Origin of the sequence: Bradyrhizobium diazoefficiens, assembly GCF_016616235.1 — a bacterium.
Classification (GTDB): domain Bacteria; phylum Pseudomonadota; class Alphaproteobacteria; order Rhizobiales; family Xanthobacteraceae; genus Bradyrhizobium; species Bradyrhizobium diazoefficiens_H.
Genome location: NZ_CP067100.1, coordinates 4557681 through 4573487 on the forward strand (window position 1 = coordinate 4557681; position 15807 = coordinate 4573487).

18 protein-coding genes are annotated in these 15807 nt (G+C 64.6%); 6 read left to right on the forward strand and 12 right to left on the reverse strand.

Annotated elements, in window-relative coordinates; all coding sequences use genetic code 11:
• Positions 1 to 31: 31 nt before the first annotated feature.
• A complete protein-coding gene (locus JJB99_RS21760; protein WP_200494365.1) occupies positions 32 to 973 on the reverse strand; it encodes an alpha/beta fold hydrolase in 942 nt (313 codons plus the stop codon).
• On the reverse strand, positions 960 to 1172 hold the full coding sequence (locus JJB99_RS21765) for a hypothetical protein (RefSeq protein ID WP_200494366.1): 213 nt from the start codon (positions 1170 to 1172) through the stop codon (positions 960 to 962). The genes JJB99_RS21760 and JJB99_RS21765 overlap by 14 nt, the downstream gene beginning before the upstream one ends.
• A 35-nt stretch (positions 1173 to 1207) precedes the next feature.
• Between JJB99_RS21765 and JJB99_RS21770 the strand changes: the two genes are divergently transcribed.
• Both JJB99_RS21770 and JJB99_RS21775 read left to right on the forward strand, forming a co-directional pair.
• On the forward strand, positions 1208 to 1804 hold the full coding sequence (locus JJB99_RS21770) for a phasin family protein (RefSeq protein ID WP_200494367.1): 597 nt from the start codon (positions 1208 to 1210) through the stop codon (positions 1802 to 1804).
• A 784-nt stretch (positions 1805 to 2588) separates the two neighbouring features.
• On the forward strand, positions 2589 to 3815 hold the full coding sequence (locus tag JJB99_RS21775) for a hypothetical protein (RefSeq protein WP_200494368.1): 1227 nt from the start codon (positions 2589 to 2591) through the stop codon (positions 3813 to 3815).
• Here the strand turns inward: JJB99_RS21775 and gmk are convergent.
• From gmk to JJB99_RS21820, 9 genes are all read right to left on the reverse strand, one after another.
• Positions 3748 to 4407 carry a guanylate kinase gene (gene gmk / locus JJB99_RS21780; RefSeq protein WP_200494369.1) on the reverse strand — a complete coding sequence of 220 codons (660 nt, stop codon included), beginning with the start codon at positions 4405 to 4407 and terminating at the stop codon, positions 3748 to 3750. The two genes, JJB99_RS21775 and gmk, sit on opposite strands and share 68 nt — an antisense overlap.
• Before the next feature lie 3 nt (positions 4408 to 4410).
• Entirely contained in the window at positions 4411 to 5298 is an 888-nt protein-coding gene (locus tag JJB99_RS21785) for a YicC/YloC family endoribonuclease (protein WP_200494370.1), read from the reverse strand.
• 115 nt (positions 5299 to 5413) lie between these two features.
• Positions 5414 to 6685, reverse strand: a complete 1272-nt coding sequence (gene mltG, locus JJB99_RS21790) for an endolytic transglycosylase MltG (protein WP_200494371.1) — start codon at positions 6683 to 6685, stop codon at positions 5414 to 5416.
• Positions 6686 to 6810: 125 nt separating this feature from the next.
• Positions 6811 to 8076: a beta-ketoacyl-ACP synthase II gene (gene fabF / locus JJB99_RS21795; RefSeq protein WP_200494372.1), complete on the reverse strand. Its 1266-nt coding sequence runs from the start codon at positions 8074 to 8076 to the stop codon at positions 6811 to 6813.
• A gap of 109 nt (positions 8077 to 8185) precedes the next feature.
• Entirely contained in the window at positions 8186 to 8425 is a 240-nt protein-coding gene (locus JJB99_RS21800; protein WP_008551805.1) for an acyl carrier protein, read from the reverse strand.
• A 314-nt stretch (positions 8426 to 8739) separates the two neighbouring features.
• Positions 8740 to 9477 (reverse strand): 3-oxoacyl-[acyl-carrier-protein] reductase, encoded by a 738-nt coding sequence (fabG, locus tag JJB99_RS21805; RefSeq protein WP_200494373.1) that lies wholly within the window; start codon positions 9475 to 9477, stop codon positions 8740 to 8742.
• Between the two features lie 12 nt (positions 9478 to 9489).
• Positions 9490 to 10449 carry an ACP S-malonyltransferase gene (gene fabD / locus JJB99_RS21810; RefSeq protein WP_200494374.1) on the reverse strand — a complete coding sequence of 320 codons (960 nt, stop codon included), beginning with the start codon at positions 10447 to 10449 and terminating at the stop codon, positions 9490 to 9492.
• Between the two features lie 173 nt (positions 10450 to 10622).
• Positions 10623 to 11648, reverse strand: coding sequence for a fatty acid desaturase family protein (locus JJB99_RS21815; protein WP_200494375.1), 1026 nt, complete (start codon positions 11646 to 11648; stop codon positions 10623 to 10625).
• A gap of 3 nt (positions 11649 to 11651) precedes the next feature.
• The gene (locus JJB99_RS21820; RefSeq protein ID WP_200494376.1) at positions 11652 to 12356 is read right to left on the reverse strand and encodes a TetR/AcrR family transcriptional regulator C-terminal domain-containing protein; all 705 of its coding nucleotides are present in this window, start codon (positions 12354 to 12356) and stop codon (positions 11652 to 11654) included.
• A gap of 350 nt (positions 12357 to 12706) precedes the next feature.
• Between JJB99_RS21820 and rpsF the strand changes: the two genes are divergently transcribed.
• The 4 genes from rpsF (at position 12707) to rplI (ending at position 15212) form a co-directional block, all read left to right on the forward strand.
• Positions 12707 to 13213 (forward strand): 30S ribosomal protein S6, encoded by a 507-nt coding sequence (gene rpsF, locus JJB99_RS21825; RefSeq protein WP_200494377.1) that lies wholly within the window; start codon positions 12707 to 12709, stop codon positions 13211 to 13213.
• 5 nt (positions 13214 to 13218) lie between these two features.
• Positions 13219 to 13458: a 30S ribosomal protein S18 gene (gene rpsR, locus JJB99_RS21830; protein WP_007592020.1), complete on the forward strand. Its 240-nt coding sequence runs from the start codon at positions 13219 to 13221 to the stop codon at positions 13456 to 13458.
• 125 nt (positions 13459 to 13583) lie between these two features.
• Complete coding sequence (locus JJB99_RS21835) at positions 13584 to 14561, forward strand: hypothetical protein (protein WP_200494378.1); 978 nt, start codon at positions 13584 to 13586, stop codon at positions 14559 to 14561.
• A gap of 48 nt (positions 14562 to 14609) precedes the next feature.
• A complete protein-coding gene (gene rplI / locus JJB99_RS21840) occupies positions 14610 to 15212 on the forward strand; it encodes a 50S ribosomal protein L9 (protein WP_200494379.1) in 603 nt (200 codons plus the stop codon).
• Positions 15213 to 15337: 125 nt separating this feature from the next.
• Here the strand turns inward: rplI and JJB99_RS21845 are convergent, their stop codons facing one another.
• Positions 15338 to 15802 (reverse strand): PaaI family thioesterase, encoded by a 465-nt coding sequence (locus tag JJB99_RS21845; RefSeq protein WP_200494380.1) that lies wholly within the window; start codon positions 15800 to 15802, stop codon positions 15338 to 15340.
• Positions 15803 to 15807 lie beyond the last annotated feature (5 nt).

Below are 15807 nucleotides of genomic sequence, written 5' to 3' on the forward strand. Positions count from 1 at the left end.
GCGAGGTCCAAGGCGATCAAGCTGCCGGCCTTTAAGAATTTGTGATTGAATTGACGGCCGCCACGATGGCGGCGGGGTCTGCGTAAGTGACCATATGCCCGGCATCTGGAACGAGATGAAGATCGGACCGAGGCAGCGCCTGATGTAGATCTCGCGCTTGTTCGAATTGGATCACCTCGTCCTCTGTGCCGTGGAATATCTGCACTTGGTGGCTCATGATCGAATAATGGGCTTGGAATTGTGCTGCAGTCGGAATGAGGAGTGCACTTTCCTCCGCAGCCGCCCTCAGCTGTCTGGGTCTGAGAACGAGAGACGCTGGAAATTCATTCTTGAACGTCTGCGGGACAGACCGGGGCGCGAAGATCTTACGGAGGGCTCCCGGCAAGACTGCCCACGAAATGATGGGCGCGACAGTGTAACTGACCAAGTCGCCCAGAATCGGTATGGCTGGACCTGACATCAGCCACACGTCCAATCGGCCGGTCGGGAAGTAGTACCCGGACGCAAGCACAAGACCGCGGATCGGATAGTCCTTCTGTACGCCGAGAGCGATAGCGACCAAGGCGCCCCAGGAATGGCCCAGCACTACAGGATCATGGATCCCGATTTGATTGAGCGCCTTCACCAACAGAGCTGCTTGAGCCGCTGCGGTCCATATTCGGAGCCGCGGCCGCCGACTATGGCCAAAGCCTGGGCGATCGAAGCACACCACGCGATTGCTGCGGGCAAGAAGATCGACCAGGCCGCTGATTGTGAAGTCCTGGATCATGGACCCGTTGCCATGGAGCAGCACGACGCAGGGCGCGGCCGGGTCACCCCGATCGATATAGTGGAGTACTACGCCGTCGCAGTCGAGGAACTTGCCGATCGGTGGATTCCTCCACTCGGCCAGTTTGGAGAAGCCGACGTTACCGACGACGAGAAGTACTAGTAACAAGGCGGCGGCGAGCAATACGGTTTCAACTGTGGTCATTTACTGCGCCTTGATGATCGAGCTCTGAAAACACCAGACCAGCAGTGCCGAGCAAATGAGCCAATCCATCAAATAATTGGAAGTTGAAGCGCTCGTTCCTGCGCGCAACGGCAGAGGATTGATTAAAGTTCGCGGGCCCCGGAACGGTCGAAAAATGCCCACGTTGCTCGCGTAGGATCGCACCTGTGATGGAGACCATAGGATCCGACCTCACCAACAACGATGGAGCAACAAATGGCCAATCCACGCCAGGAGGAAAAGCCTACCCAAAGTCCTGAGGAAACAATCCGCCGCGCCGCCGAGAGGACCGCCGAGCAGACCAGACGGATCGGCTTAGCTACCGCCGAGGCCGGCGAGGAGGTAGCCCAAGCCAGCAGCCATCTGCTGCGACAAAATACCGAGATGCTGCAAAACACTTGGCGCTTCGGCATCGACATGGCCACCGCAATGGTGGGACGCTCGACTGATCAGCTTGGTCGCACGTTCGGTTTGACGGGCAATGAAGCGCAGCAGGCAACGGAGCGCTCGGTCCGCAACGCCGAAGCAATCATGTACTCTGCAACAGCGGTCGCCAAAGGAATGAACGGCGTATCACGCGAGTACTTCGATTTCGTTCGTCAGCAGATCGAGAGGACCATGGACCGCGTGAATGAACTCTGGGGCTGCCGAACTCCTCACGATTTGGCAGCCGTGCAGACCGATCTGATGCGCGACACGATCAGTAGCGCCTTGGATACCAGCCGCCGGATGGCGGACATGTCTCTGAAGGTAGCTGACGACGCCGGAAACCACATCACCCAAAGTATCGAACGCATGAGGCACGCAGCCTAGCGCGCTCGCATGACGCACGTGAGCGGCTGAACCTCAGCCGCTCATGCGCGTGGTGAGCAAGCGAAGCGGCGGCCTCGCGGCTCGCCACGGGACCGAATGCCGAGAGATGTTCGGTATCGAGGAAGCGATTTTGGACGCTACGGTTCGGAATATCTAATTGGGGTTCAAGACGGAGGCATCCGCTAGCCTCCGGAGGCGTCGGGGGAACACACCCGTCAATCCTCGTCTGAAAAAATATTTCACTTTCCGAATTTCGGATTTATGGCATACACGCCGCGGCCTCACGGTTCCCGCCCTGTCCCGTGGATCGCTCCCGGGGAGAGCACGAAGGACACCGTTAAAACCATCCGCGCAGGGAAGGCCGGGCGACTGGCATCACCTGTGATCCACCCCGTGTGCACTCCTGTTGCGCACGGATCGGGTGCCGCCGGCGCCCGGCCTTCCCTGCGCCCTTTGGCTTCCATTGGGCGCGAACGAAATCGCAAAGCTCGGACCATTTGGGTCGCGAGAGCGTGATATCATGTGCCCTCACCTGCCCGGTCAGCGGAATGTCTCTCATGCGCAGCCGATGGCGGATGTCGTTCCGCTTCCGCGGGCGCAGCGGTTCCGGAAGGTCCCGCCAGCGCGGCCTTGCACCGTCGAAATTGCTCGACCGCGGCGGAACGAACGCGCCGCAGGCCCGATTCAAGCCACATCCTCTCCGGATTTGCGGCTCATTGCCACCTAACTCTTTGTTGAGAAAGGGAAGGTAACGAGTTGCGTCATGCGTAATCGGGAGACCAGGATGGGCCACCGCACCGCAAAGTTCATTTCCGCGCTGGTTGGCAGCATCATCGCCGGCGCACCACTGGCAGCGGAGTCGCAGAATGCGCCGGCCGCCGCGAGCGCGGCCGCAGCCGATTGCCTCGCCTCGCCGAAGGGCGTCGCGCCGCAGGGCCAGCACTGGCACTATCGCCTCGAGCGTTCGACCAAGCGGCAATGCTGGTATCTGCGCGCCGAAGGCGGCAAGGACAATGCAAAGGAGAGCGCCAAGCCCGTGCAGTCCGCGCAGGCCGAGCCGTCACCGCCAGATTCAGCCGCGCCGCAGCACCCGGTGCAGGACGCACGCGCCGAATATCTGAAGCCGCAGACCGCCGCCGCCCCGACCGCGCCCGCCCAGGCCGTCCCGACGACATCAGCGCCGGCGCAACAAGCCGCGCCCCCCTCCGCTGACGGCAGCGCACAGCAGCCTGCCGTCGCGTCGCCCTGGCCCGATCCCACCGCGGCGGCATCGCCCGCACCGCAGCCGGCGCCCGCTCCCGTCGCGGCAGTCGCGCCGCCGGGCACGAAGCCGTCAAAATCCCCTGCTCCCATGGCGCTCGCAGCCGCAGACAGCAGCGCCGACACCGGCTCGCTCCAGATGCTGCTGCTCGTGGTCGGCGGCGCGCTGGCGCTTGCCGGCATCCTCGCCAGCATCATCTACCGCTTCGCCGGCGGACGCGTCCGTCGCCAGGCCGACCGCCGCGCGCATTGGGACGATTGGGAGCCGCAGGACCAGGACCCGAGCCGCGCCCCCTGGCTCGACGCGATGCCGGCTGAAGCCGTCCCCGCGCAGCAGTCCGGCCCGGTGGATTTCGATGCCGTGCGTCCTCAATCCACTCAGCTCCAAGCCGCGCAGCCAAAAGCCGCACAGCTCGCTGCATTCAGCGACGCGATCGGCAGGATCGCGGCACAATCCGCGCCGGCTCACAACCCCGCCGCAGACCTCGACGAGGCCGGCATCTTTAACGGCACGTTCGAAATCGAGGAATCAGCGCCTCGGCTCGCGGCCGACGATGCTCATGACCAAGCGCCCGCCGATCGTGACGAGGACGAGGATGTGCGGATCGAAGACGCCGTCGATGTCGACGTGATCACGGCGATCCTGGAACGGCTGGCGCAGGAAGGGCCGCGGCTGAAGCAGCCTAGCCTTGAAGCTGACCTTGCAGAGTTCGCACAAATCCCACGAGGCCAATCCGCCGCTCGCGCTTGAGACGCTCGGCCTTCAGGATCGACTGCACCTCGGCGAAGGCCTCGTCGACATCGTGGTTGATGACGATGTAGTCGTACTCGGCCCAGTGGCTCATCTCGTGGCTGGCGCGGCTCATGCGCTTGCGGATCACCTCGTCGGAATCCTGCGCGCGCGAGTGCAGCCGCTTCTCGAGATCGGCGGCCGAGGGCGGCAGGATGAAGACGCGCACCACGTCGGCGCTCGCTTTCTGGTGCAGTTGCTGCGTGCCCTGCCAGTCGATGTCGAAAAGAACGTCCTGCCCGGCCGACAAGGCCGCCTCCACCGGCGCACGCGGCGTCCCGTAAAGATTGTCAAACACGGTGGCCCATTCAAGCAGTTCGCCCTGTTCCACCATCGTCTCAAATCTGGGCTTGCTGACGAAGAAATAGTCGCGCCCCTCCACTTCTCCCGGCCGCATCTGACGTGTGGTCGCCGATACTGACATCTTCAGGCCGGGCTCCCGCTCGAGCAACATCCGCGACAGCGTCGTCTTGCCGGCGCCCGACGGCGAGGACAGCACGAACATCAATCCGCGCCGTTCGACCCCGTCAGTCCCATGACCGCCAGTCTTCATCGATCACTCCAGATTCTGGACCTGTTCACGGAACTGCTCCACCACGTTCTTCATGGCGAGCCCGGTATTGGTCAGCTCGATGTCGTTCGACTTCGAGCAGCAGGTGTTGACCTCGCGATGAAACTCCTGCGCCAGGAAGTCGAGCTTGCGGCCGATCGGGCCGCCCTTGCCGATCAGCTCGCGCGCCTGCGCGACGTGCGAGGCGATGCGGTCGAGCTCTTCGCGGATGTCGGCCTTGGTCGCGATCAGGATCGCCTCCTGCATCAGGCGGTCGGCATCGAAACGGTCGGAGGTGTCGAGCAGCGCCGCGATCTGCTCGGCAAGCCTCGCCCTGATCGCCTCCGGCTTGCGGCCTGGCGCGGCCTCGGCCTGTTTCGCGAGCGCTTCGATCTCGTCGACGCGCTGGGTCAGGATCTGCCCGAGCGAGGTGCCCTCGCGCTTGCGCATCGCGATGAGCTCGTCGAGCGCCTTGTCGAACGCCGCGGCCGCCGCGGCGCGCGCGACCTTGTCCTCCTCCTCGTCGCCCTCGGGCTCGGCGACCTCGACGACGCCCTTGATCGCGAGCAGGCCGTCGATGCTCGGCGCCACGGCGTCGATCTTGCCGGAGATCAGCGCGGCGGCCTTGAGGACCGCATTGAGCACGTCCTCGTTGATGCGGACCGATGCGGCGGCATTGGCGCGCTTGACATTGAGGTTGGCGTAGACGGTGCCGCGGGACAACAGCTCGCCGGCGCGCTTCTTGGCATGAGCCTCGAGCTCATCGAACCCCTGCGGCAGTCGCACCCTGAGATCAAAGCCCTTGGCGTTGACCGACTTCAATTCCCATTCGAACGTATACGGCCCGCTCGCGCCGTGGCATCTCGCAAAGCCGGTCATGGACGACAGCGCCATCAGGTCAATTTCTCCGGAAACGCGGGATTCGCGCGGCATCAAGCCACGCGAATCTTAAGACTATTTTGCAGCGAAGTGGAATCCGCAAAGTCCCGTAGCGGACCTGCAGCCCCGCCTAGCGCTGGACCACCGGCGGCGAGGGCTGCACCGCGCCCTGCCGGGCCGCTGGCGGACCCGCCGGCCGCGCCGGCGGCTTTTTCTGCTGGTTGGGTCGCGCGGGGGTCGTCGCGGTGGGCGTGTCGCCAGCGGCCGGCGCGGCGGCGGCCGGCGGCGGCGCATCTTCGGCCGGCTCGACCGTGTCGTTCTGGATCTGCTTCTCCATCGCGCGCAGCTTCGCGACGTTCTTCTGGTGCGCGTCGTAGGTCTCGGTAAACGCATGCCCGCCGGTGCCGTCGGCGACGAAATAGAGGTCGCGGGTGCGGGCCGGGTTGGCGGCGGCCTCCAGCGAGGCGCGGCCGGGGTTGGAGATCGGGCCCGGGGGCAGGCCCTCGATCACATAGGTGTTGTAGGGCGAGGGCTGCGTGATCTCGCTGCGCTTGATCGGACGGCCGAGCGTGCCCTTGCCGCCGACGAGGCCGTAGATGATCGTGGGGTCGGACTGCAGCTTGATCCGCTGCTTCAGCCGATTGACGAAGACCGCGGCAACACGGCTGCGCTCGTCAGGCTTGCCGGTCTCCTTTTCGACGATCGAGGCCAGCGTCACCAGCTGCTCCGGCGTCTTGACCGGAATGTCCTGGCTGCGGCGCTCCCAGATCTCGGCCAGCACGCGCTTGTGCGCCTGCTGCATGCGCTGGATCACCTGCTCGCGCGTGGTGCCGCGCGGGAATTTGTAGGTCTCGGGCAGCAGCGTGCCTTCGCGCGGCAGCTCGCGCACGCTGCCGCTGAAGATGTCGTTGTCGGACAGCCGCGCCACGATCTGTTCCGAGGTCAGGCCCTCGGGAATCGTGACCGAATGCTGCACCACCTTGCCCTCGACAATGGTGGCGATGACGTCGCGCAAGGAGGCGTTCTTCTGGAACGAATACTCACCCGGCTTCAGGTCGGAGCTCGCCTTCAGCGCGGCCACGCTCGCGATGAAAATCCATGGATTGACGTCGGTCACGCCTTCCCGGTTCAGCGTCTCGGCGATGTCGCGCTTGCCTGCACGCTGCGGGATGTTGACGATCTTGTCTTCCTTCAGCGGCCCCGGCGCCTCGAGCACCTGCCGGCCATAGTAATAGACGCCGCCGGCGCCGAGCATGGCGAGCAGCAACAGGGTGATGATGGCATTGCCGACGACCACGAACGGATTGCGCGCGCGCTCCGATCGCTTCGGCGGCGGCGGGACCTGCTCGGGCTCCAGCGCTGCCCGCGGGCTCCGGGGCGAAATGGGCGGCCTTTCACTCATCGAAGCAACCTGAATCCTGCCGGTTCAATCGCAGCCTGACAATCGCTTGCCCTGCCAAATGCACGCGCCCGCTTCCATGACTATCGCCGAATACGGCAAAACGGTGGATTCGTCGCAACCACAAACTATTGGACCAGGCGCCGGACGATCACCGACGCGTTGGTACCGCCAAAACCGAAAGAATTCGACAACGCGACGTTGACCTCGCGCTGCTTCGCCTTGTGCGGGACGAGGTCGATCGCGGTCTCGACCGATGGATTGTCCAGATTGATCGTCGGCGGCACGACATTATCGCGAATCGCAAGAATGGCGAAGATCGCTTCGATCGCGCCGGCCGCACCGAGCAGATGGCCGGTCGACGATTTGGTCGAGGACATCGCGATCTTGGAGGCGGCGTTGCCGAGCAGCCGCTCGACCGCGCCGAGTTCGATCTCGTCGCCGAGCGGCGTCGAGGTGCCGTGCGCGTTGATGTAGTCGAGATCGGACGGCGACAGGCCGGCCCGCTTGAGCGCCGCCGACATGCTGCGGAAGCCGCCATCGCCATCGGGCGACGGCGAAGTAATGTGATAGGCATCACCCGAAAGGCCGTAGCCGATCACCTCGGCGTAGATTCTGGCGCCACGGCGTTGCGCGTGCTCGAGCTCCTCGAGCACCAGCACGCCGGCGCCCTCGCCCATCACAAAACCGTCCCGCTCCTTGTCGTAGGGACGCGAGGCCTTCTCGGGCGTATCGTTGAAGCCGGTCGACAGCGCACGCGCGGCGTTGAAGCCGGCAATGCCGATGCGGCTGATCGGCGACTCGGCGCCGCCGGCAACCATGACGTCGGCATCGCCGAGTGCGATCAGGCGGGCGGCGTCGCCGACCGCATGTGCACCGGTCGAGCAGGCCGTGACCACCGAATGATTCGGCCCTTTCAGCCCGTGCGCGATCGAGACGTAGCCGGAGGCGAGGTTGATCAGGCGGCCGGGAATGAAGAACGGCGACACCCGGCGCGGTCCGCGCTCCTTCAAGAGGATCGCGGTGTCGGCAATGCCGTTGAGGCCGCCGATGCCGGAGCCGATCATGGTGCCGGTCGCGCATTTGTCCTCTTCGGTCTCGGGATGCCAGTTGGCATCATCGAGCGCCTGACCGGCCGCGGCCATTCCAAAGATGATGAAGTCGTCGACCTTGCGCTGGTCCTTCGGCTCCATCCAGATATCGGGATTGAAAGTGTCGTTTGACCCGTCGCCGCGCACGACGGTGCAGGCGTATTTGGTCTGCAGATCGGAGACGTCGAAGCTCTCGATCTTGCGCGCACCGCTTTCGCCGTTGAGGATGCGTTTCCAGGTCGGCTCGACGCCGCAGCCGAGCGGCGACACCATGCCAAGACCTGTAACGACAACCCGCCTCATATCCGAAAACTCCGCATCGAAAGATTCACGGCCAATAACAAGAAACCGGCTGACCGCTGGCAAGCGGCCCGTCCGGTTTCAATGTTGTCCCCGCGAAAAATGAAGAGCCTTAGCTCTTCGCGTTCTTCTCGAGAAACTTCGTGGCGTCGCCGACGGTGAGAATCGTCTCCGCGGCGTCGTCCGGAATCTCGCAACCAAATTCTTCTTCGAACGCCATCACCAGCTCGACGGTGTCCAGACTGTCGGCGCCGAGGTCGTCGATGAAGCTCGCGTTGTCGACAACCTTCTCGGGCTCAACACCAAGGTGTTCGACCACGATCTTCTTAACCCGCTCGCCAATGTCACTCATTGCTTAACCTCGTGTTGTTCCCTGTAGACCCGACCCCCCGGGACGATACGAGCCGTCGTGGTCGTGTTACTGCCTTCGCTTACGAACTTTGATTTGGCCCCATCCAAACCGATGCAGGGCCCGGCGAACGACGGCCAAGGCACCGCATCGCCAATATACAGGGTTTCAAAAACCTGCAATGGCGTTCTTTGCCCATCCGTTGAAGGTCCGGTTACCATACTTCAACTGCCTTGACTACAAGCCTCATTTCGCTCCGGAAACGGCCGTTTGCCGCATCCCGCACCGCCTATGTGGGCAGTTGCGGAAGGAAGACGTCAGATCATGGCCATGCCACCGTTGACGTGGATGGTTTGTCCGGTGACGTAGGCCGCTTCGTTCGAACTCAGGTAGACGGCGGCCGCCGCGATGTCCTCGGGCGTGCCCAGGCGGGCGGCCGGAACCTTGGTCAGAATCGTCTCGCGCTGCTTGTCGTTGAGCGCATCCGTCATCGGCGTCTTGATGAAGCCGGGCGCGATGCAGTTCGCGGTGACGCCGCGCTTGGCGTATTCGGCCCCCAAGGTCTTGATCATGCCGATCAGACCCGCCTTGGACGCGGTGTAATTGCCCTGTCCGGGATTGCCGGTGACGCCGACCACCGAGGTGATGGCGATGATGCGGCCGAAGCGCTTGCGCATCATCAATTTGGTCGCGGCGCGCGCCAGGCGGAAGGTCGCGGTCAGATTGACGTTGATGACCTCCTCCCAATCCTCGTCGCGAAGCTGCACGAACAGATTGTCGCGGGTGATGCCGGCATTGGCGATGAGGATGTCGACCTGCCCCATCGCGGCTTCCGCGGCGGGCACCAAGGCCTCGACCTCGTCGGCCTTGGAGAGATTGCAGGGCAGCACATGGGTGCGCTCGCCGAGCTTGCCGGCAAGCTCGTCCAGCACGTCCTTGCGCGTCCCCGAAATCGCAACGGCGGCGCCCTGCGCATGCAGCGCCTGCGCGATGGCGCCGCCGATGCCGCCGGTCGCGCCGGTGACGAGCGCCTTTTTACCAGTCAGGTCGAACATTGAAAAACTCCTCTAGCCCTGCTTCGCAGCGGCCAATGCGTCCTTGGCGGCGACAATGTCGTTCGGACCACCGACAGCCACGCCGACAGCACCATCCGCAATGCGCTTGACGAGTCCGGTCAGCACCTTGCCCGCGCCGATCTCCAAGAAGCGCGTGACGCCCTGCTCCGCCATATAGGCAACCGACTCGCGCCAGCGCACCGTGCCGGTGACCTGCTCGATCAGGCGGCGGCGGATTTCGTCGGGATCAGTGATGGCGCTCGCCAGCACGTTCGACACCAGCGGCGCGGCCGGCGCCTTGATCGTGACCTTCGACAGCGCCTCGGCCATGGCATCGGCGGCGGGCTGCATCAGCTTGCAATGGAACGGTGCGGACACCGGCAAGAGCATCGCGCGCTTGGCGCCCTTGGTCTTGGCGATCTCGACGGCGCGATCGACCGCAGCCTTGTCGCCGGAGACCACCACCTGGCCGCCGCCATTGTCGTTGGCGGCCTGGCAGACCTGGCCCTGCGCCGCCTCGCTCGCGACTTGCACGGCGGCTTCATAGTCGAGGCCAAGCAGCGCGGCCATCGCGCCGACGCCGACCGGAACGGCTTTTTGCATCGCGAGACCGCGGATGCGAAGCAGCCGCGCGGTGTCGGAAACCGTCAGGCTGCCGGCCGCGGCCAGCGCCGAATATTCACCGAGCGAGTGGCCGGCGACGAAGGCCGCATCCCGCCCCACGGAAAACCCGGCTTCGGCCTCGAGCACGCGCAGCGTGGCAATCGATACCGCCATCAGCGCCGGCTGGGCCTTCTCGGTGAGCTGGAGGGTTTCCGCCGGCCCATCCCAGATGGTTGCGGTCAACTTCTCCCCAAGTGCCGCATCGACCTCGTCGAACACGGCGCGCGCCGCCGGAAAGGCGTCGGCCAGGGCCTTGCCCATACCGACCGCCTGAGATCCCTGCCCCGGAAATGTGAATGCTGCCGTCATCGGCGCTCCCTGCTTGCCGGGCGTGATCCCTGCGAGAACCGGCAGCCGACTACGCACGGCGTTAGGCCATGGTTCCGGATCACGCTCCAAAGGGGGCCGTAGACACTGTCCGGGGCCGGAGTGTCAAGCCAAGATAGGAACTTCGGCCGGCATTCACCTGGGGATGCAGCCCCCTAGAATCCACCATTGGTCTGGTTGGCGTCGACCGCCGCCCCTGCCCGGGCGCGGCGCGCGCTGTTCGCCAGCTGGCCGGGACGGTCATCCCGATCGGGCTTCGCGGTCGCAAGCCGCAGCACCGCTGCGTAACCGGGCTGCACCTCCATACGACCGGCATGCCGGCTCGCGCTGAGCAGGCGATGCACCTTCGGCAGATTGTAGCAGGGCACGTAGAACAAGAGATGATGCTCGAGGTGGTAGTTCACGTAGTACGGCGCGATGAACAGGCGCTCGAGAAAATTGGCATGTGTGGTGCGGGTGTTGCGCAAGGGATCGCTGCTGTCGGGCACGACGGCATGCTCGGCGATGTTGCGGATGCGCGTGATGACCATCATCCAGGTCAGCAGCGGCACCAGCCATAGCAGCGGATAGGCCCACCACACGCCGGCGGCCGCAAGGCTTGCGAACATCGCCGCGTTGACGAGGCATTGCGGGCCGAGTTTCTCCCGGAAATGCGCGGCGCGCTGGCGCCACGGCCAATCCTTCGGACCGAGCGCGTTGAGCAGTTGCGCCTTGCGCTGCTGGTAGCCGGTCTGCCCGGTGATGTCGCGAATGAACTTGCGGCGGTAGCTTAGCCTGGTGATCGGAAACGGCGCCGACAGCACGAGGTCAGGATCGTCCTCCTGCTGTGTGCGGGCGTGATGCTGAAGATGATAGCGCCGATAGCTGCGCGTCTCCGCGAACAGAGGATAAGCGCAGAGCCATTGGCTCAGCGCCAGATTGGTCTTCTCGTCGGCGGACAGACAGCCATGCGCTCCGTCATGCATGAGGATCGCAAGGCCCAGCTGGCGCGAGCCGATGATCGCGACGGCGAAGATGTAGGTCAGCGGATTGGGCCACCACGCCACCAGCGCGATCGCACCGATGATGAGCGCCCAGGCGTGGGCGATCAGCGCGACACCTTTCCACGTCACGCGCTGACGCACGTCGGCGAGTTGATCGTCGGTCAGGAAATCGCGGGCACGCATGCGGAGCGCGGTCATGGCCTAACCCTCCTCGTTCGAATTGCTGTGTACATCGCGCTCGTCGACGAGACGCAGGCGCGCAGTGTCGCCTGCGGATTTCGCCTGCTCGCCGAGCACACGCAGCATCTCGGTGCAGAGCGCCTCGGGCGAACGCCCCATGGCGTAGCCTTCCAGAATCACGCCGATGGCGACGGCCCAAAATCGCCGCGAGCTTTCGTCGGGCGCACGTAGGGAGCGCCAGCCATGCCGCTCGACCTGACTCGCATAGGCACGCGCGCCTTCGGCGTGCAGACGCTCGATGGTGCGCTCGACCAGCGGCGCGAGATCCTGACGGCGCCGCGTCAGTGTCAGGGCTTCGGCGAAGAAGGCAATCGAATCGCTCGCTGTCACGGTCTCGGCCAGCGCGTGGGTGTACTCGCGCGGCGTGCGCGCCTTCAGCGCCGCCTGTTCGGTCGCACGCGCGAGGTACAGCAGGTCGCGGCAGGCGCATTCGACGAACAGCGCTTCCTTGGTGCGGAAGTAGTAGGTGATCTGGCTCGGGAATGCGTCCGCGGCGGCCGCGATGTCGGTGATGGCCGTGCCCGATAGCCCCCGTTCCCGGAACAGCGGGCTCGCCGCGTCCAGCAGAAGCGACCGCATCTTGCGGCCGGCCGAGCGGGTTGCCCGCGCGGCATGCTTGGGATCGCCAGCCGCCCCAAGCGGTTCATGGACCGATTTTTCCGCCATCCGGGACCCCTTGTTGACTTGTTTGTATGATATACAAACAAATAGTTCAAGCGGCGTGAGGGGGATTGGAAGATCGGGGTTTGCCCCCTCGGCACCGGAACCATTCCCGGCCGAAAACCCGGCCTCAAACCTTGCAAAGCCGGCCAAAATCCGTATAAGCGCGCCATCCGCAGACCCCGGCCGGGAGCTGAACGGACGGTCTCAGCAAATCATTCGTGATTTTGGTGTGGCAGGGCCAGTCGGCCCGTCGTCCCGTGTTTCCGCCTTCTGAGCTTCATCCCAGAGTCCTTTCCGAAGGTCTCTTAAGGGCTTGACGCCGGGCGATGCGCCAACATGAGGAAAGGACCACCATGGCTCTCTATGAGCATGTTTTTCTCGCGCGTCAGGACGCGAGCACGCAGCAGGTCGAAGAGCTGACTGCGCAGATGACCGGAATCGTCGAGGGTCTCGGCGGCAAAGTCACCAAGACCGAGAATTGGGGCGTTCGCTCCCTCACCTACCGCATGAACAAGAACCGCAAGGCGCACTTCGTGCTGCTCAACATCGACGCGCCGTCCGCGGCGATCGCCGAGATCGAGCGCCAGGAGCGCATCAGCGAAGACGTGATCCGCTATCTCAGCGTCCGCGTCGAGGAGCTCGAGGAAGGCCCGTCTGCGATGATGCGCAAGGCCGACCGAGATCGCGAGCGTGATGACCGCGGCGGCGGCTTCCGCGGCGAGCGCGAAGGCGGCTTCCGTGGCGACCGCGAGGGCGGTTTCCGTGGCGGCGATCGTGAAGGCGGCGGCTTCCGCGGTGATCGCGGCCCGCGTCGTCCGCGCGAAGACGCTGAAACCACCACCACGACGGATGGGGAGTAAGAACAATGGCTGAAGCTGGTGCACGCCGCCCGTTTTTTCGTCGTCGCAAGAGCTGCCCGTTCACGGGCGCCAATGCTCCGAAGATCGATTATAAGGACTCCAAGCTCCTGATGCGTTACGTCTCCGAGCGCGGCAAGATCGTGCCGAGCCGCATCACTGCGGTGTCCGCGAAGAAGCAGCGTGAGCTCGCCCGCGCCATCAAGCGCGCGCGGTTCCTGGGCCTGCTGCCCTACGTCATTCGCTAAGACGAATTCGGCCGGCGGCGATATCGCCGCCGGCCGCACTTTAGTTTCATAAGGCTTCCGGGTCGTCCGGTCGCCGATGGTTGGGGCAAGACGCCTCTAACCGCTCGAAGGGAGCGGGACAGCTGATGATGACTTTTGGACTGATAGCCCTGATCGCCGGCGCTGCGTCGGCCCTGACGTTCGCCTCGATCGTTTCGGGCGCGCTGATCTCGCTCGTCCTGTTCTATCTCGCACCGCTGCCGCTGATGGTCGCCGCGATCGGCTGGGGGCCGCTATGCGCAAGCCTTGGCGGCATCGCCGCGGCGGCCGGTCTCGGCGCTTTGTTCGGCTTGCCCTACTGCATTGCCTTTGCCGTCACGGTCGCGCTGCCCGCCTGGTGGCTCGGCCACCTCGTCCTGCTCAGCCGGCCGGTGACCCCCGTCACACGGGACGGCGCCACTGCGCCGCAGGCCGAGCCTGAGCTCGAATGGTATCCGGTCGGCCGCCTCCTGCTGTGGATCGCGGGCTTCGCCGCGCTGACCACGATCGCGGCCCTGCTCACGCTCGGCGCTGATGCCGACACTATCATCGGCACGCTGCGGCGCGGCCTGATGCGCTTGCTCCGTGCCGCCGATCCGCAAACGTCAGGCGAAGCCGGCCAGTTCATCGACGCACTGGTACGCATCGCACCGGCTGCTGCCACCATCGTCGCGATGATGACGCTCACGCTCAACCTCTGGCTCAGCGCCAAGGTGACGGCGACGTCGGGCCGACTGCGCCGTCCCTGGCCTGACATGATGACGGCGGAGCTGCCGCCGATGACGCTGGTCGGGCTCTGTGTCGCGCTGGCCTTCTGCTTCACCGGCGGGCTGCTCGCGATCGTCGCGCAGATCAGCGCGGCCGCACTGATGATGGGCTACGCGCTCACCGGCTTTGCCGTGCTGCATACGCTGACATTGGCGCTGAAGAGCCGCACCTTCTGGCTCGGCTCGACCTACATCGTCGTCGTCGTGTTCGGCTGGCCCGTCATCGCGATGGTGATCCTCGGCCTTGCCGACGCCGTGTTTGGCTTCCGTGAGCGCTTCATGCGCACGCGGCAGCCGCCGCCGCTGCCGACCCCTTAAGTTCAAATCCGAAAATCCAACCACTCAACACTTCAAAGGAGAACGAATATGGAAGTCATTCTGCTGGAACGCGTCAACAAGCTCGGCCAGATGGGCGAAGTCGTGAAGGTTCGCGACGGCTATGCCCGCAATTTCCTGCTCAAGCGCGGCAAGGCGCTGCGCGCCACCGCCGACAACCGCGCCAAGTACGACGGCATGAAAGCCGAGCTCGAGGCCCGCAACCTCGAATCCAAGGCCGAGGCGTCCAAGGTCGCCGAGAAGATCCAGGGCAAGAACATCATCGTGATTCGTCAGGCCTCGGAAGCTGGTCAGCTGTTCGGGTCGGTCAACGTGCGTGACATCGTCATGGCGTTCGAAGCCGACGGCGTTTCGCTGTCCCGGCCGCAGGTCCAGCTCGATGCCCCGATCAAGACCATCGGCAAGCACGCGATCACCGTTGCCGTCCATCCCGAAGTCGAAGTCGAGATCACCGTCACTGTGGCGCGCAGCCAGGACGAGGCCGAGCGCATCAACCGTGGCGAGGACATCTCCACCCGCAACGAGGACCGCGACGCGGCCGCCGAGGCGATTGCCGCCGCCGGCGAGTTCTTCGATCCGGAAGCCCAGCACGACGAGGTCGAGCCGGCCCCGGCTGCGGAAGAAGAGAAGTAAGCAAATCTGCCGTCATTCCGGGGCGGTCCGCAGGACCGAACTATGCACCTGAGAATCTCGAGATTCCGGGTCTGGCGCTTACGCGCCATCCCGGAATGACGAACACGATCAAAAGCCCGGTTGCCTCAGGCGGCCGGGCTTTTTGCTTTGGTGACGTCCTCGCTCAGCATCGCGATCGAGGCGAGTGCCGTTGCCGTATGTTTCTCGACACCCTCGCTGACACAGAACACGTCGGCGGCGACCACGGAGACCTGGCGGCCCGGCTTGATCACCCTGGCCCGACAGATCAACTTCTCGCCCACTGCGGGCGACAATAGATTGAGCTTGTATTCCGCCGTCAGCGCCGGCTGGCCACGCCAGGTGGCGGCCGCGATCGTCGTGGCGTTGTCGACCAGGAAGGCGGTGACGCCGCCGTGAAAGAAGCCATGCTGCTGGAGCAACTCCGGCCGGCGGTCCACGGAGATCGTGCAGGTACCGCGCGACAATTCGGACAGCTCGGCGCCGACCAGGTTCATAAAACCCTGCCGGCCGACATTGGCGTGGATGCGTTCGGCGATCGGCTCAAATTCGGGATCTGCTTCGGCTCGCATGAGGC

Coding starts and splice junctions, on each gene's coding strand:
- JJB99_RS21800 (WP_008551805.1), bottom strand. CDS start 8,425: ATGAGTGACATTGGCGAGCGGGTTAAGAAGATCGTGGTCGAACACCTT.
- fabF (WP_200494372.1), bottom strand. CDS start 8,076: ATGAGGCGGGTTGTCGTTACAGGTCTTGGCATGGTGTCGCCGCTCGGC.
- mltG (WP_200494371.1), bottom strand. CDS start 6,685: ATGAGTGAAAGGCCGCCCATTTCGCCCCGGAGCCCGCGGGCAGCGCTG.
- JJB99_RS21835 (WP_200494378.1), top strand. CDS start 13,584: ATGATGACTTTTGGACTGATAGCCCTGATCGCCGGCGCTGCGTCGGCC.
- rpsF (WP_200494377.1), top strand. CDS start 12,707: ATGGCTCTCTATGAGCATGTTTTTCTCGCGCGTCAGGACGCGAGCACG.
- rplI (WP_200494379.1), top strand. CDS start 14,610: ATGGAAGTCATTCTGCTGGAACGCGTCAACAAGCTCGGCCAGATGGGC.
- fabD (WP_200494374.1), bottom strand. CDS start 10,449: ATGACGGCAGCATTCACATTTCCGGGGCAGGGATCTCAGGCGGTCGGT.
- JJB99_RS21845 (WP_200494380.1), bottom strand. CDS start 15,802: ATGCGAGCCGAAGCAGATCCCGAATTTGAGCCGATCGCCGAACGCATC.
- JJB99_RS21765 (WP_200494366.1), bottom strand. CDS start 1,172: ATGGTCTCCATCACAGGTGCGATCCTACGCGAGCAACGTGGGCATTTT.
- JJB99_RS21775 (WP_200494368.1), top strand. CDS start 2,589: ATGGGCCACCGCACCGCAAAGTTCATTTCCGCGCTGGTTGGCAGCATC.
- JJB99_RS21770 (WP_200494367.1), top strand. CDS start 1,208: ATGGCCAATCCACGCCAGGAGGAAAAGCCTACCCAAAGTCCTGAGGAA.
- JJB99_RS21820 (WP_200494376.1), bottom strand. CDS start 12,356: ATGGCGGAAAAATCGGTCCATGAACCGCTTGGGGCGGCTGGCGATCCC.
- JJB99_RS21760 (WP_200494365.1), bottom strand. CDS start 973: ATGACCACAGTTGAAACCGTATTGCTCGCCGCCGCCTTGTTACTAGTA.
- rpsR (WP_007592020.1), top strand. CDS start 13,219: ATGGCTGAAGCTGGTGCACGCCGCCCGTTTTTTCGTCGTCGCAAGAGC.
- gmk (WP_200494369.1), bottom strand. CDS start 4,407: ATGAAGACTGGCGGTCATGGGACTGACGGGGTCGAACGGCGCGGATTG.
- JJB99_RS21815 (WP_200494375.1), bottom strand. CDS start 11,648: ATGACCGCGCTCCGCATGCGTGCCCGCGATTTCCTGACCGACGATCAA.
- fabG (WP_200494373.1), bottom strand. CDS start 9,477: ATGTTCGACCTGACTGGTAAAAAGGCGCTCGTCACCGGCGCGACCGGC.
- JJB99_RS21785 (WP_200494370.1), bottom strand. CDS start 5,298: ATGGCGCTGTCGTCCATGACCGGCTTTGCGAGATGCCACGGCGCGAGC.